The sequence below is a fragment of the Rhizobium sp. LC145 genome (assembly GCF_001005825.1).
Taxonomy (GTDB): Bacteria; Pseudomonadota; Alphaproteobacteria; order Rhizobiales; family Rhizobiaceae; genus Neorhizobium.
The window spans coordinates 177517-201571 of the sequence record NZ_LBHV01000010.1 but is presented as its reverse complement, the minus strand read 5'-3'; the positions used below and the strand labels follow the sequence as shown (position 1 = coordinate 201571).

Here is a 24055-nt window from a genome sequence, read left to right as displayed (position 1 = left end):
GATTTCTCTAGAACAAAGGACTTCGTCGCCAGCAGCGCCGCCGCCCTCGTTCAGTGAGCGGCGTTATAAGCGGAGCCCCGGAAACAAGTCAACAGGACTCGATCAGAAAAAATCAAAAAAGTGACAAACTTCTGATTTCAAAGGGAAATTGACGATTTTCCGGGCGGAGACACCTTTTCATCATTTGGTAAGAAAGCTTAACGTCCCGGACGACTACATGAATGTCTGGGTTTGCCGCTCGAAGGGGTTGCCCGTGGCGGAATCCTTGTATGTCCGGTGCAAAACATGCGATATCAGCCGGACACAATTTCCCGGCCTGTGGGCTATCCAACCAGAAAGCGGTAGAATTGCGCGTCCTCGACCAAGCCACCATTCCCGAACTGCCGAACCACTATCAGGGCAAGGTCCGCGAGAACTACGACTTGCCGGATGGCCGGCGTATCATCATCGCCACGGATCGGCTCAGCGCCTTCGATCGTATTCTCACGTCCATTCCCGACAAGGGACATGTGCTGACCCAGACCGCACGGTACTGGTTCGAGGCGACACGGGACATCTGCCCCAATCACGTGCTGGACTATCCGGATCCGAACGTGGTCATCGGCCGCCGCCTCGACATCCTGCCCGTCGAGATCGTCGTGCGCGGCTATCTGGCGGGCACCACCGGCACGTCCCTGCTCACGTTATATAAGAAGGGTGAGCGCAATATGTACGGGCTTTCCCTGCCGGATGGGCTGAGGGACAACGAGGTGCTTCCGGAACCGGTTATCACCCCGACGAGCAAAGCATTTGACGGCGGTCATGACGAGCCCCTCACTCCGAAGGAAATCGTGGAGCAGGGACTTCTCACGGCCGCTCAATGGGAGCAGCTTTCGCACTATGCGCTTGCGCTCTTCGCGCGCGGCCAGAAGCTTTCGGCTGAACGCGGGCTCATCCTGGTCGATACCAAATACGAGTTCGGCACGGATGCCGAGGGGAATATCGTGCTTGCCGACGAGATTCACACGCCCGACAGCAGCCGCTACTGGATGGCCGACAGCTACCGGCAGGCATTCGAGGCCGGTTCCCGGCCGAAAAGCTTCGACAAGGATTTCGTTCGGGCATGGGTGGCGGAGCGGTGCGACCCTTACAAGGACGACATTCCCCCCATTCCCGCCGAGCTGATCGAGGAAACCGCGACGGTCTACCGGACCGCCTTCGAGATGATCACCGGCAAGCCCTTCATTCCGGATACCGGCGGCGTGACAATTCTCGACCGCATCAGAGACAACCTGAAACCCTATTTCACCGCGAATTGATCGCCCTGTAAGTGCCGGAACGGAGCTGTTGAAGAAAACGACATTGCGCAGACCCAGACGAAAAGCGGAGGAAACGCGCGAGGATATCCTCGCCACCGCGGAAGCGCTTTTTCGCGAGAAAGGCATCTCCGGATGCTCGATCGCCGATATCGCCCATGCTCTGCAAATGTCGCCCGCCAACGTCTTCAAGCATTTCCATTCCAAGGCTGCGCTCGCCGATGCCATCTGCGAGCGCCACATCGATCTCATGATCGGCCGTTTCGGAACGCTGGATGCCTCCGCTCCGGCTCCCGAGAGGCTTTGCATAGTGGTGCGCAAGCTGATGGAAGCGCATCTGAAGGATATCCGCGAGAACCCGTATCTTTTCGAACTGATTCTCCTGATGTCCGAGGCAAACCTGCCAAGCGGCCGTCATTACAAACAGTTGATTGAAGCTCTCTTCCTCGACCTTATCCGCGAGGGGATCGAAAGCGGTGTCTACGACGTAAGTGACCCGGAAACCCTCAGCCGGCATGTTGCAAGCGCCTTCGCAAGCGTATTGCATCCCATACTCCTTGCGAAAACCGACATCGAGGAACTGCATGACCGATGCGATGGACTAGCTCGCCTGATCAATGCTGCACTGCAAAGTTCGCTTGCAAAGTGACGATATTTAATTTACGTCACTTTGCCGTCGAAGCGGCACACCAGGCCGGCATTTGTTGGTGGCCACTTCCGCGACCGACAAAAACGGCTTAATTTCCCGATCTTCTGCCGCCGGCGAACGAATCGCGCCGGGGCCGATGCCCCCGACGCCCTTGCTGGATGAGACCATGACCGGACGCAAGTTTACCCTTCCCCTGCTTTTCGCCCTGGCACTCGCCGGCTGCAGCGATTCCGGCCAGAACGGAGCCGGCAACCCGGCTGGAGGAGCCGCAGCGGAGCGCCCGCCATCGCCCGTCAGCGTGGTCACGATGAAGAAGTCCGAGCAGCCGATCACCCGCGTTCTGCCGGGCCGCGCCGTGGCCTATCAGTTGGCCGACATCCGACCGCGCGTGACCGGTATCGTCCGGGACGTGGCCTTCAAGGAAGGCAGCGACGTCAAGGCCGGCGACATCCTGTTCCAGATCGAGGACGATACCTATGCGGCGGAAGTAGCGCAGGCGCGCGCCAGCCTCTCCAAGGCGGAGGCAAGCATTCCGAGCGCCCAGGCCAACTTCGCCCGCTACGAGCGGCTGGTCAACAGCGGCGCGACCCAGATCGAGTTCGAGAATGCCAGGGTGACGCTGCTGCAGGCCCAGGCGGATGTGGAGCAGGCGAAAGCAGCCCTGGAGGCCGCCGAGATCAACCTCAACCTGACGAAGGTCCGGGCTCCCTTCGACGGCATCACCTCGATCTCCAACGTCGACATCGGCAACATCGTGACGGCCAACCAGACGACGGCGCTCACCACGCTGCGCCAGCTCGATCCGGTTTACATCGACCTCACCGAATCGAGCACCAATCTTCTGGAACTTCGATCCGCAATGGCTTCGGGACGGCTGAGCAGCACGCCGGGCGAAGCCGCGATCAGGTTGACCCTGGAAGACGGTACGGAATATCCGCACGCGGGCAAGCTCGACATGGCCGAAATGGCGGTAAGCGAAACGACGGGCACCTACCAGATCAGGGTCCTGTTCGAGAACCCGAACAGAATAATCCTGCCGGGAATGTATGTGCGGGCCACGGTCACCCTCGGCTTGGAGAGCGGCTATCTCATTCCGCAGCGCGCAGCGACGCGCAATGCGAACGGGCAGCTCTCGGCTAAATTCGTGGCCGCCGAAAACAAGGTGGAAACCCGCATCTTCGCGACCAGCCAGGTCTCGGGCGACAACTGGCTGGTGACCGAGGGCATCGCCGACGGCGATCGCCTGATCGTCGACGGTTTCCAGTGGATCGCCGACGGCGCTGCGGTCCAGCCCGTCGAAGCCACCGTCAACGAGGAAGGCCTCGTCGTGGAATCCCCCAAGCCGGAAGCCGCCCAGCCGGGCGCCAATCCATAAATCTCCTCGCAGCAGAAGACGAAACAGGCGCAAGGAACTCCAATGGCCAATTTCTTCATCCGGCGACCGGTTTTCGCCTGGGTCATAGCGATCGTCATCATGCTTGGCGGGGCCCTTGCCATCGTCACTCTGTCGATCTCTCAATATCCCGACATCGCCCCTACGACGGTCCGCATCACCGCGAGCTACGACGGAGCAAGCGCCGAAACGGTCGAGAAATCGGTGACGACGATCATCGAGGATGGCATGACGGGTCTCGATGACCTCACCTACATGACATCCTCTTCCTCGACTGGCAGTGCCTCGGTAACCCTCACCTTCGGCAACAGCATCCTGCCGGACATCGCCCAGGTGCAGGTACAGAACAAGCTGCAGCTCGTGCAGTCGCAATTGCCGGACGTCGTGCAGCAGCGCGGCATCCAGGTGGCCCGCTCGACCTCGAGCATTCTTATGGTTGGCGCACTCGTCTCGACCGACAGCAAGCGCAACTCCGTGGATCTCGGCGACGTCTTTTCGACCCAGATCGAAGACAAGATAAAACGCCTCGAGGGCGTCGGCAGCATCGACATCTTCGGCTCCGGTTATGCGATGCGCATCTGGCTCGATCCCTTCAATCTGCAGAAGTACCAGCTTACCGCGGCCGATGTGACCGCAGCCATCCAGGCGCAGAACACCCAGGTTTCGGTCGGTTCGCTCGGCGGCCTTCCTTCCGAAAAGGGCCAGCAGCTCACCGTGACCATGACGGCGCAGAGCCAGCTCACCACCGTCGATGAATTCGAATCGATCATCCTGAAGGTCGAACAGGGTGGCGCGACCGTTCGGCTGAGCGATGTCGCCCGCATCGAAATCGGCCAGGAAAGCTATGCGGCAAGCTCCCGCCAGAACGGCCTTCCTTCGACCGGTTTCGCTGTCAATCTGGCGACTGGCGCGAACGCCCTTGATACGGCTGCCCGCGTGAAGGCCGCCCTGGCCGAGATCGGACCAACGCTGCCGCAGGGGATCGAGATCACCTATCCCTACGACACCACGCCCTTCGTCCAGCTTTCCATCGAGAAGGTCGTTCACACGCTCATCGAGGCCATTGTCCTCGTGTTCGTCGTTCTCCTGATATTCCTCCAGAACCTGAGGGCCACGTTCATTCCGATGATCGCCGTGCCGGTGGTGCTGCTGGGTACCTTCGGCATTCTCGCGCTGGCGGGCTATTCCATCAACACGCTCACCATGTTCGCCATGGTGCTGGCGATCGGCCTTCTCGTCGACGACGCGATCGTCGTCGTCGAAAACGTCGAACGCATCATGGATGAGGAAGGCTTAGGCCCGCTCGAGGCGACCGAAAAGTCCATGGGCGAAATCACCGGCGCGATCATCGGTATCGCACTGGTGCTGACCGCCGTCTTCATTCCGATGGCATTCTTCGGCGGCTCCACCGGCATCATCTACCGGCAGTTCTCCATCACCATCGTATCGGCGATGCTTCTTTCCGCCGTGGTCGCGATCGTGCTCACGCCGGCGCTTTGCGCCACCATGCTGAAGCCGATCGATCACCACAAGAAGCGTCGCGGCATCGGCGCCTGGTTCAACCGGGGCTTCGATCGATCCACCCGCGGCTATGTCTCGACCGTGGGTTATCTTCTCAAACGTCCGCTTCGGGTGTTCCTGGTCTTCGCGCTGGTCATCGCCGGCTGCGCCTGGTTGTTCACCAGGCTGCCGAGTTCGTTCCTCCCCCAGGAAGACCAAGGCGTTCTGCTGACCATCGTCCAGACTCCGACCGGTTCGACGAGAGCCCGCACGGATGAAGTCGTGAAGAAGGTCGAGGCCTATTTCCTCGAACAGGAAAAGGCAAACGTCGACGTGGTCTTCGGCGTCCTCGGCTTCAGCTTCGGCGGATCCGGGCAGAACAACGCGATCGTCTTTACCAAGCTCAAGGATTTCGGGGAGCGGACCGGCGCGGGCCAGTCGGCCGCGGAAATCGTCCAGCGTGCGAGCGGTTACTTCTTTACACTGCGCGATGCTCAGGTCTTTGCGCTCCTGCCTCCCGCCATCCAGGGGCTTGGCACGACGAGCGGCTTCTCCATGTATCTCGTCGACAGCGGCAATCAGGGCAACGCGGCGCTGACCACGGCATCACAGCAGCTTCAGCAGAATGTCCTCGGCAATCCGAACATCAGTTCGCTGCGAACCAACAGCCAGCGGACGGAAACTCAGCTCAAGATCGTCCTGGACCAGGAAAAGCTTGGCGCCATGGGTGTGGATCTAGCTTCCGTGAACTCCATGCTGGCGACGATTTTCGCCGGCCGCGACGTCAACGACTTCACGCTCAACAACGAGCTGAAGCCGGTCTATGTCCAGGGTGACTCACCCTTCCGCATGCAGCCGGATGACCTGAAATACTGGTACGCCCGTAACACTCAGGGAGAAATGGTGCCCTTCTCCTCTTTCGCCAAGGTGGAGTGGATATCGGGTTCTCCCCAGCTCGAACGCTTCAACGGCACCAGCGCGGTCGCGCTTGATGGGGCCGCGGGCCCGGGGGTCAGCACCGGACAGTCCATGGATGAGATGGAGCGGCTCACTGCCGAAATGCCCGGCGGATATTCGGTCGCATGGCAGGGCATCTCCTACCAGGAACGGCTTTCCGGCTCGCAGGCGCCGATGCTCTATGCACTTTCGGTCCTGATCGTCTTCCTGTGCCTCGCCGCCCTTTACGAGAGCTGGTCTATTCCCTTCTCGGTGATTTTGGCTGTTCCCGTCGGCGTGCTCGGCGCGCTCACCGCGGCGTTTTTGTTCGGCCAGGCGAACGACGTCTACTTCAAGGTGGGCCTGCTCACGACCATCGGCCTGGCCGCCAAGAACGCGATCCTGATCGTGGAATTCGCCAAGGACCGGCAGGAAGGAATGGGCCTCGTCGAGGCGACCTTGGAAGCGGCCCGCCTCAGGCTGCGGCCGATCATCATGACTTCGCTCGCCTTCATCCTGGGCGTAGTACCGCTGGCGATTGCTACCGGCGCGGGTTCCGCGGCGCAGAATGCCATCGGCATCGGCGTCTTGGGTGGTATGCTTTCTGCAACACTTCTCGGAATTTTCTTCGTTCCGTCCTTCTTTGTGGTCGTCAGACGGTTATCAAAACGTGAAAAACAGGAGATGACAGTATGAGTTCTGTTAAGAGCTGATAGTGTACGCTCGCCGGAAGTGTTGAGTCGGTCCGGGCGTAGAGTGCGGAAGGCTGGGCCGGGGGGCCTGCCTTTCTAGAGTTTGTTAGGGCACTTAGGACAGAAAAATGACATCCATTCGCGCAGCGGCTCCACTCGTCCTGCTCCTGCTTTCCGGCTGCGTCGTCGGCCCGGACCATAAATCTCCGGAAATATCGCTTCCCGCCAAGTTCGGGGAGGGCAGCACCAAGAGCAATGGCGACGTTTCCATGGCTCCCTGGTGGAACGCCTTTAATGACAGCCGCCTCAACGGATACGTCCAGCAGGGTCTCTCCCAGAACCTCGACGTGCTGCAGGCGCTGGAGCGGATCAACCAGGCGGAAGCCAACGTGGTCGCCGCAGGCGCCGGCAGCCTGCCGAGCCTGACGCTATCCGCAAACAACACCACCAGCGGCGCCGATACCCGGCCGAATTCGCCGGCCACCGAAGCCACCCGGAACACCACCGCCGGCAATGTCGACGTTTCCTGGTTCCTCGACCTCTTCGGCCGCTACAAGCGGTCCAGAGAAAGCGCGCTTGCGAACCTTGATGCGGCCTATGCCAGCGTCGACGTCGCCCGTCTTTCGCTGCTGTCGCAGATCGCGGCCGCCTATATCGACGCCCGCTACTACCAGGAGCGTATTGCACTCGCCCGGCAGAACCTCAATTCACGCCGCGAGACGCTGCAACTGACGCGCCTTCAGCTTGAAGCCGGCGCCGCTTCGCGTCTCGATGTCGTCCAGGCCGAAGGTCTCGTCAACACCACCCTGGCGGAGCTTCCGGGCCTCGAGACCAATTTCCGGCGCGCAACCCATCGCATCGCCACTCTGCTCGGCCAGCCGGCCTCCACCTACGTGGCAGAAATGCAGAAGGGTGCCCGCCAGCCGGCCGCCCGCGTCAATCCCAGGTCCGGCGTCCCGGCCGATCTTATCCGCAACCGTCCGGACATCCGCGCCGCCGAGCGGCAACTGGCCGCTTCGGTCGCCCAGGTCGGCGTGGCCGAATCGCAGCTTTATCCTTCGATAAGCCTCGGCGGCTCCATCTCACCGAGCTATAGCGCCATTTCGAGCAGCTCGGACAGCCGGGGCATATCCTGGTCCTTCGGTCCGGCCCTCACGCTGCCCGTCTTCGACGGCGGCGCCCTGAAGGCCAATGTCCGCAGCGCCGAGTCCATCGCAAGGGAAGACTATCTCACCTGGAAGCAGACCGTTCTCAATGCGGTCGAAGAGGTCGAGAACGCCCTGGCGGCTCTTGCCCGCGACGGCCGTACCGTGGCCGCGCTTCGGGAAACGGTGCGCTCCTACCAGGAAGCGCTGAGCCTCGCGACCGCGAGCTATCGTGACGGCGCCTCCTCGCTGCTCGACGTCCTCGATGCCCAGCGTCAGGTCTCGACCGCCCAGGCCAACCTCGCCGCAGCCATCCAGCAAATGGCGCAGGATTATGTCGCGCTCAACGTGGCGATCGGCGGCGGATATGCCTTTGGCCAGGGTCCGACCAGGGTTGCAGCGGCAAGCGCTGGCCCCGTCATCACGAAGTAAGGGAGGCCGGCAACGGCCTCTTCCATTCGATCAGACATTAAAAAACCTCCGAAGCAGCAGCTCCGGAGGTTTTTTTAATGCCTATGAAAGCAGCTCAGCTCTTGGCGCGCTCGACGTAGGAATTGTCTTCGGTCGCGATGACGACACGGGTACCGGCATCGATATGCGGCGGGACCATCGTACGGATGCCGTTGGAAAGCATAGCCGGCTTGTAGGAGGAGGAGGCCGTCTGGCCCTTCACGACCGGCTCGGTCTCGACGATCTCGAGCGTGACGTGACGCGGCAGCTGGAGCGCCAGCGGCACGCCTTCATGGATGGACAGGATGCAGGTCATGCCTTCCTGCAGATAGGCCTTCTGGTCGCCCATGGTCTCTTCGCTGACGACGACCTGGTCATAAGTTTCGGGATTCATGAAGTGGAAGCCTTCGCCGTCCTCGTAGAGGTACTGGAAGTTCACGTCTTCCACGAAAGCGCGCTCGACCTGCTCGGTCGTACGCCAGCGCTCCGATACCTTCACGCCGTCGACGATGCGGCGCATATCCACCTGCGTGACGGGTGTGCCCTTGCCGGGGTGGAAGTTCTGAGCGGTAAGAACCACATAGAGCTTGCCGTCGACATCGAGGACGTTGCCCTTGCGGACGGAGGAGGCGATGACCTTGACCATAGGATTCCCTTGTGCGTATCGGCTTGTGCTTGCCAGAAATGCGTCGTAGAGGACCGGATGATTGACCGGGCCCGAAGGACGGACGATCTGTTTTCTGGGCGCACCTACCCTAAAATGGCGCAGAGTGGAAGCCTCGCCGCAACGAACCGGCGAAGAAAGCCTTGAAATGAGCCCCTTTCGATCAGCTCAAGCTCCTATGCCCTGGTGGACGCCGGAAAACCACGCGGACCGCCGGCCCTTCCTCATGGGCCGCAATGCCATTCAGACGGGCTTGCGGAGATTCTTTGCCGAGCGGGACTTCCTCGAGGTGGATACGGCCGCGTTGCAGGTTTCCCCCGGAAACGAGACGCATCTTCACGCCTTTTCGACCGAAGCGATTGCCATCGACGGGCGAAAGGCGCCGCTCTATCTGCACACGTCGCCGGAATTCGCGGCCAAGAAGCTTCTCGCCGCTGGCGAAGAGCGTATCTTCACCTTCGCGCATGTCTATCGCAACCGGGAACGCGGACCGCTGCACCACCCCGAATTCACCATGCTGGAATGGTATCGCGTCGGCGAGGGTTACGAGCGGCTGATGGCCGACTGCGCCGAAATCCTCGCGCTTGCAGCCGAGACCATGAAGACAGATCGCTTCGCGTTCCGCGGTATCGAGGTCGATCCCTTCGCCGAACCCGAACGGCTGAGCCTGGCCGAGGCTTTCGACCGTTTCGCAGGCATCGATCTTCTGGCCTCCGTCGCTCCGAGCGGAGAGACCGACCGCGATCTGTTGGCCGCAGCGCTCACGCAGGCCAGCATACGCTTTTCCGATGACGATAGCTGGGCCGATCTCTTCAGCAAGGTGCTGGTGCAAAGGATAGAGCCGGAGCTCGGACGAGGCCGGGCGACCATTCTTCATGAATATCCGGTTTCGGAAGCTGCCCTTGCCCGGCCCTCCGATCGCGATCCGCGTGTTGCCGAGCGTTTCGAGCTCTACGCCTGCGGTGTCGAACTCGCCAACGCCTTCGGCGAGCTGACCGATGCCGGTGAGCAGCGCCGCCGCTTCGAATATGAAATGGCGGAAAAGGCCCGCATATACGGCGAGCGTTACCCGCTGGACGAGGATTTCCTCGATGCGCTCGAGGTTATGCCGGATGCGAGCGGTGCAGCACTCGGCTTCGACCGGCTGGTGATGTTGGCCACCGGGGCCACTCGTATCGACCAGGTGATGTGGGCGCCCGTCGCGGAGGTACTTGCATGACCGCCGCCCGCTCGTTGAAGACGCCGGACGAGCTTGCAAAGACAAGCCTGATTTCATCGGAACGGCTCCCCGGCATTCGCGCCGTGGCGGAGCGCTATGCCATCGCGCTGACGCCGACGGTCGTTTCCCTGATCGACCGCGGCGACAAGCAGGACCCGATCGCCCGTCAGTTCGTTCCCGATCCGAGCGAGCTTCTGACCGTCCCCGAAGAAAGGGCGGACCCGATCGGGGATGCCGCGCATAGCCCCGTCAAGGGGATCGTCCATCGCTATCCCGATCGCGTGCTCCTGAAGGCGGTGCATATCTGCCCGGTCTATTGCCGCTTCTGCTTTCGCCGCGAAATGGTCGGACCTCAGGGAGAAGGCACGCTCGCACCCGAGGAGCTTTCCGCCGCGCTCGCCTATATTCGCGACCACCCGGAAATCTGGGAAGTGATCCTCACCGGCGGCGACCCGCTGGTGCTGTCGCCTCGCCGGCTCTCGGCAATCATGCAAGGCCTTGCCGGAATCCCGCATGTGAAGATCATCCGCTTCCACACCCGCGTGCCGGTGGTCGATCCCGATCGGATCGACGAGGTTCTGATCGCGGCGCTCAAGGAAAGCGGCAAGGTGATCTATGTGGCGCTTCACGCAAATCACCCGCGCGAACTGACGGAGGACGCCCGTGCAGCCTGCGCCCGCCTGATCGATGCCGGCTTCCCGATGGTGAGCCAGACGGTGCTGCTGCGCGGCGTCAATGACGATCCGGCCGTGCTCGGCGAGCTGATGAAAGCCTTCGTCGAGACGCGGATAAAGCCTTATTACCTGCACCACCCCGATCTTGCCCCCGGCACCAGTCATTTCCGGCTGGACATCGCCGAAGGCCAGAAGATCGTTTCGGCGCTGCGCGGCAACATCTCCGGCCTCTGCCAACCGACTTATGTGCTGGATATTCCCGGCGGTCACGGCAAGGCCGTCATCGGCGAAAGCGCGGTTCGCCGGGAGGGTGGCTGTTATTCCGTCAGCGATTTCCGCGGCGGGGAGCATGAATATCCTCCGAAGTGAGGGACGAACATGCGTTCACATCCGCACGGCGCGCGCGCCTGCGGGTTCTAAAGAAACGGTCCGGAGAGCCCACACGAATGCGGAACCTCGCTATTGTTTAGTTCAGTGGCTCCGCATTCGCGTGGCCTTCGGCGTTCTCTCGGGGCTTCCGGCCCCTACAGATGAAAAGCCTCGCCTCGCTGCATGGCTTTGTTCGCGCCCATCCTTTCGAGACGGGCCTGCCACTTGCACGGCTCAACCGAACCTGGCCTGGCGGCCAGGGGGAGGCTTGATAGGGAGCTTTGCCTTTCGGCGTGTCTCCCTTGGCTTTCACCTCCCTCACCTTTCCCGCACGTTACGGTTCCGATGAGGGCGCCGGCCTCCGCCTGCCCGCGAACGTCTCGCGAAACACTCCGGCGACGGAAGCGGGACGATTGTAGGCATGGTTGGAGAGGACGGGGATGCAAAAAGTGACAAGGTATTGATGCGATTGGGATGAGGTGGTGGTTTCGTCCCCGCAAAACACCTCTGGAGCAGTTCAGGGCTAACCGGCGCTCGCCGAAACTCCCTTTTCCCGCCAGGGGGCGGTCACGGCAAGCCATTCGCGCGTGCGCCCCTCCGGATCGGCATGCCGCGTGATGTCCGTCACCACCGCCGCACTGTCGGCTCCCCACTCCAACGCCAGCGGCGCGCGCTCTGCCGTGATCCCGCCGATTGCCACGAGCGGCAGGTGACCGATATCCGCTTTCCAGGCCGAAATCCGTTCCAGTCCCTGCGGAGCCCATTTCATCTGCTTCAGGATGGTCGGCCAGATGGGGCCGAGCGCCAGGTAATCCGGTTCGGTGGAAAGCGCCGTCTGGAGTTCCGCCTGGTCATGCGTCGAAACTCCGAGCTTGAGCCCTGCCCGCCGTATGGCATCGCGATCCGCTTCCGCCAGGTCTTCCTGCCCCAGATGGACGAAATCGCAGCCTTCCTCGATCGCCAAGCGCCAGTAGTCGTTGACAATCAACTGGCAGCCGTGGGCAGCGCAGGTTTCCCTCGCCTGGCGGATCTGCCGCCGAAGCTCGGCGGGCGGACAATCCTTGATCCGCAATTGCACCAGCTTGACGCCCAGCGGGACCAACCGGGCAACCCAATCGGCGCTATCGACGATCAGATAGAAGGGATCAAGCTTCATGCGAACACGCCCTTTCCGACGATCGGGGTCGAAGCCACGGCCATTTCGCGCGGCTCCAGCATTCCGGCCTCGAAGGCTTGCCGGCCTGCCATGGTCGCGCGGGAAAAAGCCTCCGCCATCGCGGGCGGATCTCCTGCTCCGGCAACCGCGGTATTGAGGAGGACCGCGTCGTAGCCGAACTCCATCACCATTGTGGCGTGGGAGGGACGGCCGATGCCGGCATCCACGATCAGAGGAACGCCCGGAAAAGCCGCTCTCATCGCCGTCAAGGCTGATAGGGAACGGGGTCCCGCCGCGCTTCCGATGGGAGCGCACCAGGGCATAAGAACTTCACAGCCCGCATCCAGCAGCTTTTCAGCCACGACGAGATCGTCCGTCGTGTAGGGAAAGACCGCGAAACCCTCCTCACAGAGAGTACGCGCCGCTTCGACGAGCTCAAAGACGTCCGGCTGCAGATTGTCGTGGCGGCCGATGACCTCCAGCTTGACCCAATTGGTGCGAAACACCTCCCGCGCCATTCGGGCTGTCAGGACCGCTTCCTCAACGGTGTGGCAGCCAGCCGTGTTGGGCAAAATGCGCACGCCAAGCGAGCGTATCATCTCGAAAAAGGCGCCACCGGCCTTGCCGCCGGCCATTTCCCTTCGGAGCGAAACGGTGACGACTTCCGTTCCCGACCGACGCACGGACTCCGCCAGGACGGCGGGAGAAGGATAGCGCGCAGAGCCTAGCAATAGGCGCGACGAGAGTTTGGTTTCATAAAGCGAAAGCACGGATCATCCTCCCTGCATGGGTGAAAGTATTTCAACCCGATCGCCCGCGCCCAGGATATGGCGCGACCGATCCTCCCTATGGACGAGATCGCCATTGACGGCGGTCGCCAGCCATTCTCCCTCGTATTCGAGTTCATGGAGAAGATCGGCGAGCGTCGAGCTCCTGCAATCCCGCTGTTCCCCGTTGATGAGCACTCGCATGGTTAAGTTCCTTTCCTGCTGGAAGCAATCTTTGTTCGAGCCGATCGGCTGCTTGCCTGGCCGTTGCGGGCGCCAGGAGAAAGCCGTGGCGATACATTCCGGCGATCGCCAACCCATCGGGACGTTCGACCACGCGCGGCAGGTTATCCGCAAAGGCGGGGCGAACGCCCGTACCGGTCTCCACCACCCGCGCTTCGCCGAAAGCCGGGTGCACCGCATAGGCGGCATTCAGAAGTTCCATGAGGGAACGCGCGGAGATCGGCCCCTCGTCCTCGGTTTCGATCATGGTCGCGCCGATCATGAACCGGTGATCGCGGCGCGGCACGATATAGACCGGATGGCGCGGATGGAGCAGGCGGACAGGCCGAGAGAGCCGGACATCTGGCGTTTCCAGATAGAGCATCTCCCCGCGGACGCCGCGCAGGCCAGGAAGGGTCGCGATTGCCGCCGGCCCCGTGCAATCCAGCACCGCGGAAAACAGTCCTTCCTGCGGCTGTCCCACGCTCCCCAGATGAAAAGCGACTCCGCGTGCCGTCAGCATCTCATAAAGACCGTTCAGCGCGCGGCGCGGGTCGAGGTGCGCCTCCTCGGCAAAGAACAGCCCATGCTGGAAACGACCGGCCAGCGCAGGCTCCAGAGCCGCGATCTCTTCAGCGCTCACCCGACGATAGCCGCGCGTGCGGGCCGCGAAGCGATTGAGTTCCGGCAGATCGCGACCCGAAGCCACGACAAGCGTTCCGTTGCGGACCACCTCGCCCGGAAGAGCCTCTTCCCACCAGCGCGCGGCATCGATGCCGAGCGTCAGCACCGCCTCCTCTGCGGCCTCCCGCTCGCAATAGGGAGCCAGCATGCCTCCGGCATAGTGAGATGCGCCGAGCCCGACCGTCCTCCGCCTCTCCGCCACCTCGACGGCGAAGCCGCGGCGGACAAGCTCGAGGGCCGCCGTCAATCCCGCGACGCCGGCCCCTTTTACAAGCAGGCGCATCCGCCTATTGCTCCACCGGCATGTAGAGATCGCCGCCGTCACGATATTTCGCGGCCATCGCTTCCAGCCCCTCCTTCTGGGCTTCCGCGCGGATATCGTGGGAAATCCGCATGGAGCAGAATTTCGGACCGCACATGGAGCAGAAATGCGCGACCTTGTGCGCTTCCTTCGGCAAGGTCTCGTCGTGGTAGGAGCGGGCTGTTTCCGGATCGAGCGACAGGTTGAACTGATCCTCCCAGCGGAACTCGAAGCGGGCACGCGACAGGGCATCGTCGCGGATCTTCGCCGCCGGATGACCCTTGGCGAGATCGGCCGCATGCGCCGCGATCTTGTAGGTGACGACGCCGACTTTCACGTCGTCGCGGTCCGGCAGGCCCAAATGCTCCTTCGGCGTGACATAGCAGAGCATCGCCGTGCCGAACCAGCCGATCATCGCCGCCCCGATGCCGGAGGTGATATGGTCGTAACCCGGAGCGATATCGGTCGTGAGCGGCCCGAGCGTATAGAAGGGCGCCTCGCCGCAGACCTTGAGCTGCTTGTCCATGTTCTCCTTGATCTTGTGCATCGGCACATGGCCGGGGCCCTCGATCATCACCTGGCAATCCTTTGCCCAGGCGATCTGCGTCAGCTCGCCAAGCGTTTCCAACTCCGCGAACTGCGCCGCGTCGTTTGCATCCGCGATCGAGCCGGGACGCAGGCCATCGCCGAGCGAGAAGGAGACGTCATAGGCGCGGCAGATATCGCAGATCTCCTCGAAATGCTCGTAGAGGAAGCTCTCCTTGTGGTGATGCAGACACCACTTGGCCATGATCGAGCCGCCGCGTGAGACGATGCCGGTGACGCGGTTGACGGTGAGCGGGATATAGGCGAGCCGCACGCCCGCATGGATGGTGAAGTAATCGACGCCCTGTTCGGCCTGCTCGATCAGCGTATCGCGATAGACCTCCCAGGTCAGATCCTCGGCGATGCCGTTCACCTTCTCCAGCGCCTGGTAGAGCGGCACCGTGCCGATCGGAACCGGCGAATTGCGGATGATCCATTCGCGGATATTGTGGATGTTGCGGCCGGTCGAGAGATCCATGACCGTATCCGCGCCCCAGCGGATCGCCCACACCATCTTCTCGACCTCTTCCGCCATGGAGGAGGTGACGGCCGAATTGCCGATATTGGCGTTGATCTTGACCAGGAAATTCCGACCGATGATCATCGGCTCGCTTTCCGGATGGTTGATGTTGGCCGGAATGATGGCGCGGCCGCTTGCGATTTCCTGACGGACGAATTCCGGCGTCACGAAATCCGGAATATGCGCGCCGAAGCTTTCGCCATCTCTTTCCAGAGCTTGCCTTTCGGCTTGACGGCCGAGGTTTTCGCGAATCGCGATGAATTCCATTTCCGGCGTTATGATGCCGGCCCGCGCATAGGCGAGCTGGGTTACGGCTCTGCCTTCCTTCGCCTTGAACGGCGTGTTGCGGACCGGGAATTCAGGCGTCAGCCGCTCGCCGGTGGCAAAGCCGTTGTCTTCCGGCTTCACGAGACGGCCCTCATAGCTTTCGACATCGGCGCGCGCCTTGATCCAGCTTTCGCGAAGCCGCGGCAGACCGGATTCGATAGCCACTGCATGGGCAGGATCGGTATAGGGGCCGGAAGAATCGTAGACCGTTACCGGCGGTTCGCCCGCCGTCGGATGCAGCGCGATCTCGCGCATGGGAACCCGGATATCCGGATGGATGGTGCCGGGCTTGAAGACTTTCGTGGAAGCCGGAAGCGGGCCGGTGGTGACGACCGGAGTAAGCTTGGGGGGGACGATATTCATGGGCAAGGCTCCAAGGTTTGACGTTTGGAGACCCAGTCCGGTGTTGGAATGATGGAAAAACGCCTTGAGCCGAGTGGCCGGAATCCCGCCATGGGCGCATTCAGCGTTCGCACCGTCCCTACGCCAGTATGAACTGGATCAGGTTCAACGGGTCACTGCGCGCTCTAGCAGTATCTCAGCCCCTTGCCGGGACCCCCCTGGTGAATGGCGCACATCAAAAACCCGACCACGGCACTTGTCAAGCGCAAGCGAAAGAATCGGATTCTATCGAATCCCGCAGCCTCGGCTTCACCATCTTCCTTAGCCGATTATTACGCTTTCCCGCTTAAACATGGCTGTCAGCGATGAGCGCAGCAAAACTCTCGGGGATTTCATGATGAACCAGACTATTCGCGAACTGCTGGGACGGCTGGGCGGCCTTCCGGTAGCCGTTACCGAACTGGAAGACAGCGCCGATCTTTATGCCGCCGGCCTTTCCTCCTTCGCCTCCGTGCAGCTCATGCTCGGCATCGAGGAAGCCTTCGATATCGAATTTCCCGATAATCTCCTGAACCGCAAGTCCTTCGCCAGCATCGCAGCGATCGAAGAGACGGTCTCCATGATCCTGAAAGCCCGCGAGGTCGCCTGATGACGTCCGCCGCCGTCGCCACTGACATGAGCCTCGGCGGCAGGGCGCATCGCGTCGCTGCCATCGCGGCCGAATTCGCAGACCGGGTCGATGTGGAAGGGCGTTTTCCGCACGAGGCGGTCGACGCGATGAAGGCCGAACGGCTGCTCGGCATCCAGGTTCCCTTCGCCCATGGCGGCGAAGGTGCCACCATGATCGAGATCGCCGAGGTCTGTTCCATTCTGGGCCAGGCCTGCGCCGCAAGCGCCATGGTTTTCGCCATGCACCAGATCAAGCTCTGCAGCCTCGTCGAGCATGGCGGGGAAAGCGCCTGGCACGTAGATTTCATGCGCGAACTCGCCGGCCGGCAGCTCCTGATCGCCTCGGCGACGACTGAGGGCGGCATCGGCGGCAATCTGCGCAATTCCATCTGCGCGATCGAGATCGACGGCGACACCTGCCGGCTCGAAAAAGACGCGACCGTCATCTCCTATGGCGCCCATGCGGATGCGATCATGATCACCTCGCGCGCTCACAAGGATGCCGCGCCGAGCGACCAGGTGATGACCGTCTTCAGGAAAGGTCAGTACACGCTTCAAAAGACCGTCGACTGGGACACGCTCGGCATGCGCGGCACCTGTTCGGACGGCTTCCTCTTCAAGGGCGAAGCGCCAGCGGTACAGATGTTCCCGAAGCCTTTCGCCGAGATCGCCGCGCAGAGCATGCTCGCAAGCTCCCACCTTCTCTGGAGCGCGGTGTGGTACGGGATTGCCGCCGATGCGGTCGCCCGGGCGCAATCCTTCGTGCGCGCCGCCGCCCGCAAGGCGAACGGCCAGACGCCTCCCGGTGCGCTTCGGCTCGCCGAAGCCTCGAACCTGCTGCAGCTCCTGAAATCCAACCTGCTTTCGGGCCTGAAAGCCTATGCCGATGCCAAGGTTGATCCGGACCGGCTTTCCTCCATGGGTTTCGCGATCGCCATGAACAACGTGAAGCTCGCCTCGTCGGAGATGATCCTGACCATCATCAACCAGGCGATGATGATCTGCGGCATCATGGGCTACAAGAACGGCACGCCCTATAGCCTCGGTCGGCATCTGCGTGACGCCCATTCGGCGCAGTTGATGATCTCCAACGACCGCATCCTCGGCAATACGTCGACCATGCTGCTGGTACAGAAACCGGACACCAGCCTCATAGGCTGACGCCCATCCTGCGCACCCAATAACGAGATGAAACCATGGATATGCAAGTTTCCTTTCTCGACCGTCTCTTCGAAGCCGGGCTGCTGATCGACACCGGTGTGGATGGTCTCTATGGCCGCAGCGGCGAATTCGAAGAGGTGATCGCCGCCTTCGAACGTCTGATCGACAGGATCGGCGGTGGCGATGGAGCCGAAGCGATGCGCTTTCCGCCGGGCATGAACCGCGCCTATTTCGAGACCAGCGGCTATATGAAGAGCTTTCCGCAGCTCGCCGGCACTGTGCATTCGTTCTGCGGCAACGAACTCGACCACATGGGCCTGTTGAAGTGCATGGAAGTGGGCGAGGACTGGACCGAGGGGCAGGAGGCGACCGATATCGTGCTGACGCCGGCTGCCTGCTATCCTCTCTATCCGACGGTGGCGAGGCGCGGCAGACTGCCTGCCGCCGGCGGGCTCTTCGATCTGCAGAGCTATTGCTTCCGCCACGAGCCTTCGAAGGACCCGGCCCGCCAGCAGCTTTTCCGCATGCGGGAATATGTCTGCATGGGCACCGAGAGCCAGGTGACCGATTTCCGCCAGCGCTGGATGGACCGCGGCGTCGAGATGATGAAATCGATAGGGCTCGAGGTGACGATCGATATCGCCAACGATCCCTTCTTCGGCCGCGCCGGCAAGATGCTCGCCAACAACCAGCGCGACCAGAACCTGAAATTCGAGCTATTGATCCCGATCACCTCCTCCGCCAAGCCCACCGCCTGCATGAGCTTCAACTATCATCAGGATGCCTTCGGCACGAAATGGGGCCTCTATCTGGAAGACGGCTCGACCGCCCATACCGCCTGTGTCGGCTTCGGGCTGGAGCGCATCGCGCTTGCGCTCTTTCACACTCATGGCCTCAAGACGAAGGAATGGCCGGAAGACGTCCGCGCCGCGCTGTGGGGCTAAGGCGATGACCACGGTCTTCCCGGGGCTCGATCCGGCAAACTATCGGCCGCACGGGCTGCATTCCTCCGAGCGCATATGGCCGGAAACCAATTGCTATGTCGATCTGTGGATCGAAGTGCTTTCGGCCCAGAAACTGCCGCCGGAAGCCATGCTCGGCTTCACCGTGACACAGGATTTCGAAGGCGATCAGGCCACCTTCTTCAAGGTGCCCTTGGAGGATCTCGAAACGCTGTTCGGCATCCGCGTAACCGAACTTGCGATCTTCGACCGGCCGGAAGGCCATGTCCTGGAACAGATTGGCCGCGGCCGGCTCTGCCTCATGGAACTCGACAGCTTCCACCTGCCCGACACGCGCGGCCTTACTTACCGCCAGGAGCACGGCAAGACCACCGTGGCGATCAACCGGCTCGATCTCGAAAGGCGCGAGCTCGACTATTTCCATAATGCCGGCTTCTTCCAGCTTTCCGGCGAAGATTTCAACGGTCTCTTCCAGATGAATGCCGGCCCGGACACGCTGCCCTTCCTGCCCTATACGGAGTTTGCGAAATTCCCGGCAATCTATCCCGAAGAGGCGACGATCCGCGAGACGGCCTGGCGGCTTCTGCGCCACCATTTCGCACGCCGCCCGGCGGAAAACCCGATCCGCGCCTTTGCCGAGGTTTTTCCGGACCAGGTGGAGCGCGTGGCGGAACGCGATTTCGGCTTCTTCCACAAATACGCCTTCAACACGTTGCGCCAGTTCGGCGCCAATTTCGAGCTTCTGGCAAGCCACCTCACCTGGCTGAACCCAAAAGCCTTCGCGACCGCCGAGGAGCGGGCCCTGCGGATCGCCGAGATTGCCAAATCCACGCAGTTCCAGCTCGCCCGCGCGGTCACGCGCCGGAAATTCGAACCGCTCGCCACCGCGCTCGATCCGGCAGCCGAAGCCTGGGATAACCTGATGACGAAATTGAGCGTGGCGCTAGACGGCACCCGCGAGGCGGCGTGAGCGGATTTTCACCGACCGATGCCGAAACCAGCCTTCTCCACGAGGGCTGGTCGCTCGTGCTGACCGCGCCCGGCGCATTTTCCGGGCCGGCCGAGCTTCCCGCAACGCTCGATGCCATTCCGGCCATCGTACCGGGCACAGTTGCCGCCGCATTGGACGCGATCGGCCGGTTTGATCGTAACCGACCGGAGCCGCTGACGGGGAAGGACGCCTGGTATCGCCTCCGGTTGCCGCATGGGGCGGTGGGACCGGCCATCCTGCGTTTCGAGGGACTGGCCACGGTGGCGGAGGCCTTTCTCGACGGAAAACTAATCCTCTCCTCGGAAAGCATGTTCGAGGCGCATGACGTCCCGGTTGTGCTGGCGGGCGGAGAAGAACTGGCCGTTTGCTTTCGAGCACTCGGCCCGCACCTCGAACGCACCGGTCCTCGCGCCCGCTGGCGCCCACGGCTCATGAATGCGCAAGGGCTGCGGCTCATCCGCACCACGGCACTCGGCTTCATGCCCGGCTGGTGCCCGGAAATACATGCCGTTGGTCCATGGCGGCCAGTCAAGCTGATCCGGAAGCAGGCTTTTACCTCTTCACCCACCATTTCCGCAAAGCTTGCAGAAAACGGAACAGGCATACTCGAGGTCAGCTTTGTCCATGAAGGCTCAGTCAGGGACTTCCGTCTGGCTTGCGACGGCCGCGAAACGCGTTTTACGGCAACCGAGGGAAGATATTCCGCCGAGCTGCACATTCCCGATATCAAACCTTGGTGGCCGCATACCCATGGCGAACCGAACCTCCATGACGTGACGCTCCGGATCGACGGCGCCGATCGCCTTCTCTGCCGCACCGGCTTTCGCCGTATCGAGGTCGATCGCGGCAAAGACGACCAGAGCTTCGGCCTGATCCTCAATGGCGAGAAGATATTCTGCCGCGGCTCGGTCTGGACGGCCGCCGATATCGTCCGTCTTCCCGGTGACCGCAAGAGCTACGAGCCCTGGCTGCGGCTGGCAAAGGAAGCCGGCATGAACATGATCCGCATTCCCGGAATAGCGGCCTATGAAACGCCGGATTTCTTCGCGCTCTGCGATGAACTTGGATTGATGGTCTGGCAGGACTTCATGTTCGCCAATTTCGATTATCCGGCGGGCGATCCGGATTTCGTGATTCACGTGAAAACCGAAGCCGGGCAGTTTCTTGCCGCCACGCAAGCGTCTCCATCGCTTGCCGTGCTCTGCGGCGGCAGCGAAATCCATCAGCAGGCAGCGATGCTCGGCCTGCCGGAACGCATCTGGAAAGGGCCGCTTTTCGAGGAAACGCTTGCCGGCATCGCGGCGGAGAAGCGGCCGGATGTCCCCTATGTGCCGAATTCCCCCTGCGGCGGCGCTCTGCCCTTCTATCCGAATGCGGGAATCGCCCATTATTACGGCGTCGGCGCTTATAGGCGTCCGCTGGAGGATGCCCGCCGCGCAAACATCCGTTTCGCGGCAGAATGCCTCGCCTTCTCCAATCTCTCCGCCCAGGAAACGCTCGCAGGTGGGAAGGAAGGAATTCCGCGTGATTCGGGCGCGGATTGGGATTTCGAGGATGTGCGGGACCATTATCTCGGCCTTCTATACGGCGTGGACCCGCAAAAGCTTCGGGAGAGCGATTTCGACCGCTATCTCGCCCTTTCCCGCATCGTGACCGGCGAAGTGATGGAAACAGCCTTTGCCGAATGGCGGCGGCCGGGCTCAACATGCAATGGCGCGCTGACATTCACGCTTCAGGACGTGATGCCTGGACCGGGCTGGGGCGTGGTCGATGCGAGCGGCCGGCCGAAGCCCGCCTGGTACGCCCTCAAACGTGCCTTCCGGCCGATTCAGCTCATCTTCGCGGACGAAGGCACGAACGGCCTGAACCTGCATCTCATCAACGAAACCGCATTTTCCCTGCCAGCCATTCTGGAAATCTCGTGTTTGCGCGAAGGAAAGATGCCTGTGGTTTCCGCCCGGCGCGAATTGGCTGTTGATCCACGAAACAGCCGCACATTCGCCGCCACCGATCTCTTCGGCGCCTTCTTCGACACTACCTATGCCTATCGTTTCGGCCCGCCTTCTCATGACGTGACGGTCGCGCGGCTGAAACATGCGGAAACCGGCGAGATGATCGCCGAGGCCTTCCACTTTCCGCTCGGCAGGGCAGAAGCCTTCCACGATGCCGTCATTGAAACCGCGCTGACGGAGGATGAAGAGGGCTACCGGCTGGAACTTTCGACGGATTGCCTGGCGCAATCGCTCGCGATCGAAGCGCCGGGCTTCCGCGCCGGAGACAACTGGCTTCACCTCGCGCCGGGCGAGACAAGGCGGGTGAGACTGACTGCCCTCGAGGGAACCGCACCGGGCCGGCCATCCGGCACCGTTCGGGCGCTAGGCGGCGAGAGGGCCGTCCCGTTCTGATGTTTCATCCTCCGGGTGACGGCTGCGTGTGACACGCAATGCCATCTCCTCGACAGCCTTGAGATAGGCTGCCCGCGCGTGCTCCGGCGTCAGATTATGATCCGCATTCGGAATGATGGTGGAGGTGACGTCCGGGAACCGCGCAAAGCCGCTTCCGTCATGGCCGAAATAGAAATCATGCTGCTCCAGGCCGAGATCGTTTTCGCTGTAGATCAGTGCGACCGGCACACCCCGCTGCCGCAACGTCCGGAACATGGCATAGATAGCCTGCCCTTCCGGCAGAATGCCGCGGAATGCATGAAGCAGCCTGTTTGCTATCCTGCCGCTGACGCCTTTGAGGATATTCACGCCGGCGCGCCTCACATCGATCTCGCCGCGAGCCAAGCGACGGAAAGTCTCCGTCCGCAGAACCCGCTGCCCATAGTCCTCCAGCCGCCGTGTGCCCTTGACGATCGCCTCTTCCACGGAGCGGCCGGGCCGCCAGCGGAGGACTGCGGGATTGACGGACACCACGCCCGCGATGCGGGCATCCGCGAGCGCCGCCTGAAGGCCGAGATAGGCGCCGCTGCAGCGGCCGACCGCGACCACCGGGCCGAGACCGCGGCTTTCCAGATAGTCTACGGCCTCCGAGACATCTGCATTCTGGCAGGAATCATAGAGAACCTGTTCCGGCAGACCCTGCACGGGCGGGCTGTCGCCGGCATTGGCCGTATCGAAGCGCAGAGAGGCAATGCCGGAGCGCGCAAGGGCGCGGGCCATCATCACCGTCGTTCGGCCCCAACCGGCATGCCGGTCATAGGCGGAGGTGAGAAAGAGCACCGTCGCTCCCATGCGGGGTTGCAACGGTTCGCAGACCACCCCGAAAAGCCGATCGCCCTTTCCAAGGCGGACAGGAAGCTCGCGAAACCCGTCTCCGGTGAGCGGCTTGGCCGAGGCCATCGGCGGGCTGACTGGACTTTGCCCCGTTGTCGACGGCAGCGATGCGACCCAATCGACAAGGCGATCCGCGGCCCGCAGCGGCAGCCTGGAGATCGCCGGATTGGAGACGAGTTGGTCATATCCCTCGAACGCCTGTTCCGTCACCTCGATGCCGAGCGATTGCAGCCGGGCGGCGAATTCCCTATCGGCAGGCCGATCAGCCCTGCCCACCACGAGAGCACGCGGTGCAGGGGGCTTCTCGAGTGTCGCCAGGCTGAGCTTGCGCACCTCTTCCGCCACCTCGGGAGGCATGGTGAACGAAGCGATGGACACCCGATCACTGACGCGCTGCTCTTGCGAAAGTCCGAGATTTTCATCGACGACCCTGGACCAGACGGCAAGCTCGCGCAGGTGTTGCCGCCCTGAGACGACGGGCGCCAGAAAGGCAATCGCTGCCAATCCGGGCAGGTCCGCCGCAGCCCTGGTAGTGATGACGGCGCCAAGCCCTTGGGAGATGACGACGACATTCTCGCAGCCGGAAAGCGCTTTCAACTGATCGCCCGCGGCGATGAGACTATCCGACCAGACCGAAAGCCCGCTTTCGACATCCAGCGCGTCCCCGGTGCCGGGATAGTCGAAGCGCAGGCTGGCGATACCGCGATCGGCGAGCTTTTCGGAAATGATGCGCCAGAACTTGCGGGTACACATCTCCTCCAGGCCCCATGGACTGGCAAAGAGCACGGCAAAAGAGGAGGGATCGGCGCCGGGGCGGAGGCTGGAGAAAAGGCCGACCGTCCCGTCGAACGTGACCGGCTCGGCAGCTGGCCGAAAGATAGCCGAGGGAATGGAAGTGTTCCGGACGTCCGCCATGATGTCGCCGAAAGATCAGAAGAGATCGCCGACGAATACGCCAATCTCGCTGCCAAAGCCTTAAGGCGCCCGCAATAATTTGCGGTTTCCACCTAGAGTGTGCCGGAATCGCTGCTGCCACGTCCGGCGTAAGGGCAGGCGCGACGGGGATGCGCACGTGAAGGGCGCAACGGGAACGGAATTTTCGGC

General features: G+C 62.1%; 19 protein-coding genes and 1 riboswitch. Of the genes, 12 read left to right on the top strand and 7 right to left on the bottom strand.

Annotation, left to right across the window (positions count from 1 at the left end):
* Nucleotides 1-347: 347 nt before the first annotated feature.
* The 5 genes from YH62_RS23980 to YH62_RS23960 all read left to right on the top strand — a co-directional run bounded on the left by YH62_RS23980 (nt 348) and on the right by YH62_RS23960 (nt 8042).
* Entirely contained in the window at nt 348-1298 is a 951-nt protein-coding gene (locus YH62_RS23980; RefSeq protein ID WP_046796833.1) for a phosphoribosylaminoimidazolesuccinocarboxamide synthase, read from the top strand.
* Between the two features lie 43 nt (nt 1299-1341).
* Nucleotides 1342-1944 carry a TetR family transcriptional regulator gene (locus tag YH62_RS23975; protein WP_046796818.1) on the top strand — a complete coding sequence of 201 codons (603 nt, stop codon included), beginning with the start codon at nt 1342-1344 and terminating at the stop codon, nt 1942-1944.
* Between the two features lie 166 nt (nt 1945-2110).
* Nucleotides 2111-3319 carry an efflux RND transporter periplasmic adaptor subunit gene (locus YH62_RS23970; RefSeq protein WP_046796817.1) on the top strand — a complete coding sequence of 403 codons (1209 nt, stop codon included), beginning with the start codon at nt 2111-2113 and terminating at the stop codon, nt 3317-3319.
* A 42-nt stretch (nt 3320-3361) separates the two neighbouring features.
* On the top strand, nt 3362-6469 hold the full coding sequence (locus YH62_RS23965; protein ID WP_046796816.1) for an efflux RND transporter permease subunit: 3108 nt from the start codon (nt 3362-3364) through the stop codon (nt 6467-6469).
* Between the two features lie 124 nt (nt 6470-6593).
* Nucleotides 6594-8042 carry an efflux transporter outer membrane subunit gene (locus YH62_RS23960; RefSeq protein WP_046796815.1) on the top strand — a complete coding sequence of 483 codons (1449 nt, stop codon included), beginning with the start codon at nt 6594-6596 and terminating at the stop codon, nt 8040-8042.
* Between the two features lie 94 nt (nt 8043-8136).
* On the opposite strand, the gene efp is transcribed toward YH62_RS23960, so the two are convergent.
* Nucleotides 8137-8706, bottom strand: a complete 570-nt coding sequence (gene efp / locus YH62_RS23955; RefSeq protein ID WP_046796814.1) for an elongation factor P — start codon at nt 8704-8706, stop codon at nt 8137-8139.
* A gap of 166 nt (nt 8707-8872) precedes the next feature.
* Between efp and epmA the strand changes: the two genes are divergently transcribed.
* Both epmA and YH62_RS23945 read left to right on the top strand, forming a co-directional pair.
* Complete coding sequence (gene epmA, locus YH62_RS23950; protein ID WP_082118479.1) at nt 8873-9943, top strand: EF-P lysine aminoacylase EpmA; 1071 nt, start codon at nt 8873-8875, stop codon at nt 9941-9943.
* Nucleotides 9940-10986, top strand: a complete 1047-nt coding sequence (locus tag YH62_RS23945) for a lysine-2,3-aminomutase-like protein (RefSeq protein WP_046796812.1) — start codon at nt 9940-9942, stop codon at nt 10984-10986. The genes epmA and YH62_RS23945 overlap by 4 nt, the downstream gene beginning before the upstream one ends.
* Before the next feature lie 523 nt (nt 10987-11509).
* On the opposite strand, the gene YH62_RS23940 is transcribed toward YH62_RS23945, so the two are convergent.
* Genes YH62_RS23940 through thiC form a run of 5 tightly spaced genes read right to left on the bottom strand, consistent with a single transcriptional unit; the run spans nt 11510 to nt 15911 of the window.
* Nucleotides 11510-12142, bottom strand: a complete 633-nt coding sequence (locus tag YH62_RS23940) for a thiamine phosphate synthase (protein WP_046796811.1) — start codon at nt 12140-12142, stop codon at nt 11510-11512.
* Entirely contained in the window at nt 12139-12912 is a 774-nt protein-coding gene (locus tag YH62_RS23935; RefSeq protein ID WP_046796810.1) for a thiazole synthase, read from the bottom strand. The genes YH62_RS23940 and YH62_RS23935 overlap by 4 nt, the downstream gene beginning before the upstream one ends.
* A gap of 3 nt (nt 12913-12915) precedes the next feature.
* Nucleotides 12916-13113 carry a sulfur carrier protein ThiS gene (gene thiS, locus YH62_RS29660; protein ID WP_082118478.1) on the bottom strand — a complete coding sequence of 66 codons (198 nt, stop codon included), beginning with the start codon at nt 13111-13113 and terminating at the stop codon, nt 12916-12918.
* Complete coding sequence (gene thiO / locus YH62_RS23930; protein WP_046796809.1) at nt 13046-14098, bottom strand: glycine oxidase ThiO; 1053 nt, start codon at nt 14096-14098, stop codon at nt 13046-13048. The genes thiS and thiO overlap by 68 nt, the downstream gene beginning before the upstream one ends.
* Before the next feature lie 4 nt (nt 14099-14102).
* Nucleotides 14103-15911: a phosphomethylpyrimidine synthase ThiC gene (thiC, locus tag YH62_RS23925; protein WP_046796808.1), complete on the bottom strand. Its 1809-nt coding sequence runs from the start codon at nt 15909-15911 to the stop codon at nt 14103-14105.
* Between the two features lie 97 nt (nt 15912-16008).
* Nucleotides 16009-16120, bottom strand: a riboswitch (TPP riboswitch).
* Between the two features lie 167 nt (nt 16121-16287).
* Here thiC and YH62_RS23920 point away from each other — a divergent pair.
* Genes YH62_RS23920 through YH62_RS23900 form a run of 5 tightly spaced genes read left to right on the top strand, consistent with a single transcriptional unit; the run spans nt 16288 to nt 22078 of the window.
* Complete coding sequence (locus tag YH62_RS23920) at nt 16288-16539, top strand: acyl carrier protein (RefSeq protein ID WP_046796832.1); 252 nt, start codon at nt 16288-16290, stop codon at nt 16537-16539.
* The gene (locus YH62_RS23915) at nt 16539-17720 is read left to right on the top strand and encodes an acyl-CoA dehydrogenase family protein (RefSeq protein WP_046796807.1); all 1182 of its coding nucleotides are present in this window, start codon (nt 16539-16541) and stop codon (nt 17718-17720) included. The genes YH62_RS23920 and YH62_RS23915 overlap by 1 nt, the downstream gene beginning before the upstream one ends.
* Nucleotides 17721-17755: 35 nt before the next feature.
* On the top strand, nt 17756-18664 hold the full coding sequence (locus YH62_RS23910) for an amino acid--[acyl-carrier-protein] ligase (protein ID WP_046796806.1): 909 nt from the start codon (nt 17756-17758) through the stop codon (nt 18662-18664).
* A gap of 4 nt (nt 18665-18668) precedes the next feature.
* Entirely contained in the window at nt 18669-19652 is a 984-nt protein-coding gene (locus YH62_RS23905) for a DUF1839 family protein (protein WP_046796805.1), read from the top strand.
* Complete coding sequence (locus tag YH62_RS23900; protein WP_046796804.1) at nt 19649-22078, top strand: glycoside hydrolase family 2 protein; 2430 nt, start codon at nt 19649-19651, stop codon at nt 22076-22078. Before YH62_RS23905 ends, YH62_RS23900 begins: the two co-directional genes overlap by 4 nt.
* On the opposite strand, the gene YH62_RS23895 is transcribed toward YH62_RS23900, so the two are convergent.
* Nucleotides 22049-23866 carry an alpha/beta fold hydrolase gene (locus tag YH62_RS23895; RefSeq protein WP_046796803.1) on the bottom strand — a complete coding sequence of 606 codons (1818 nt, stop codon included), beginning with the start codon at nt 23864-23866 and terminating at the stop codon, nt 22049-22051. The genes YH62_RS23900 and YH62_RS23895 overlap by 30 nt on opposite strands.
* Nucleotides 23867-24055 lie beyond the last annotated feature (189 nt).

Coding starts and splice junctions, on each gene's coding strand:
- YH62_RS23915 (WP_046796807.1), top strand. CDS start 16,539: ATGACGTCCGCCGCCGTCGCCACTGACATGAGCCTCGGCGGCAGGGCG.
- YH62_RS23910 (WP_046796806.1), top strand. CDS start 17,756: ATGGATATGCAAGTTTCCTTTCTCGACCGTCTCTTCGAAGCCGGGCTG.
- YH62_RS23905 (WP_046796805.1), top strand. CDS start 18,669: ATGACCACGGTCTTCCCGGGGCTCGATCCGGCAAACTATCGGCCGCAC.
- YH62_RS23945 (WP_046796812.1), top strand. CDS start 9,940: ATGACCGCCGCCCGCTCGTTGAAGACGCCGGACGAGCTTGCAAAGACA.
- YH62_RS23895 (WP_046796803.1), bottom strand. CDS start 23,866: ATGGCGGACGTCCGGAACACTTCCATTCCCTCGGCTATCTTTCGGCCA.
- thiS (WP_082118478.1), bottom strand. CDS start 13,113: ATGCGAGTGCTCATCAACGGGGAACAGCGGGATTGCAGGAGCTCGACG.
- YH62_RS23940 (WP_046796811.1), bottom strand. CDS start 12,142: ATGAAGCTTGATCCCTTCTATCTGATCGTCGATAGCGCCGATTGGGTT.
- thiO (WP_046796809.1), bottom strand. CDS start 14,098: ATGCGCCTGCTTGTAAAAGGGGCCGGCGTCGCGGGATTGACGGCGGCC.
- YH62_RS23960 (WP_046796815.1), top strand. CDS start 6,594: ATGACATCCATTCGCGCAGCGGCTCCACTCGTCCTGCTCCTGCTTTCC.
- efp (WP_046796814.1), bottom strand. CDS start 8,706: ATGGTCAAGGTCATCGCCTCCTCCGTCCGCAAGGGCAACGTCCTCGAT.
- epmA (WP_082118479.1), top strand. CDS start 8,873: ATGAGCCCCTTTCGATCAGCTCAAGCTCCTATGCCCTGGTGGACGCCG.
- YH62_RS23965 (WP_046796816.1), top strand. CDS start 3,362: ATGGCCAATTTCTTCATCCGGCGACCGGTTTTCGCCTGGGTCATAGCG.
- thiC (WP_046796808.1), bottom strand. CDS start 15,911: ATGAATATCGTCCCCCCCAAGCTTACTCCGGTCGTCACCACCGGCCCG.
- YH62_RS23970 (WP_046796817.1), top strand. CDS start 2,111: ATGACCGGACGCAAGTTTACCCTTCCCCTGCTTTTCGCCCTGGCACTC.
- YH62_RS23920 (WP_046796832.1), top strand. CDS start 16,288: ATGAACCAGACTATTCGCGAACTGCTGGGACGGCTGGGCGGCCTTCCG.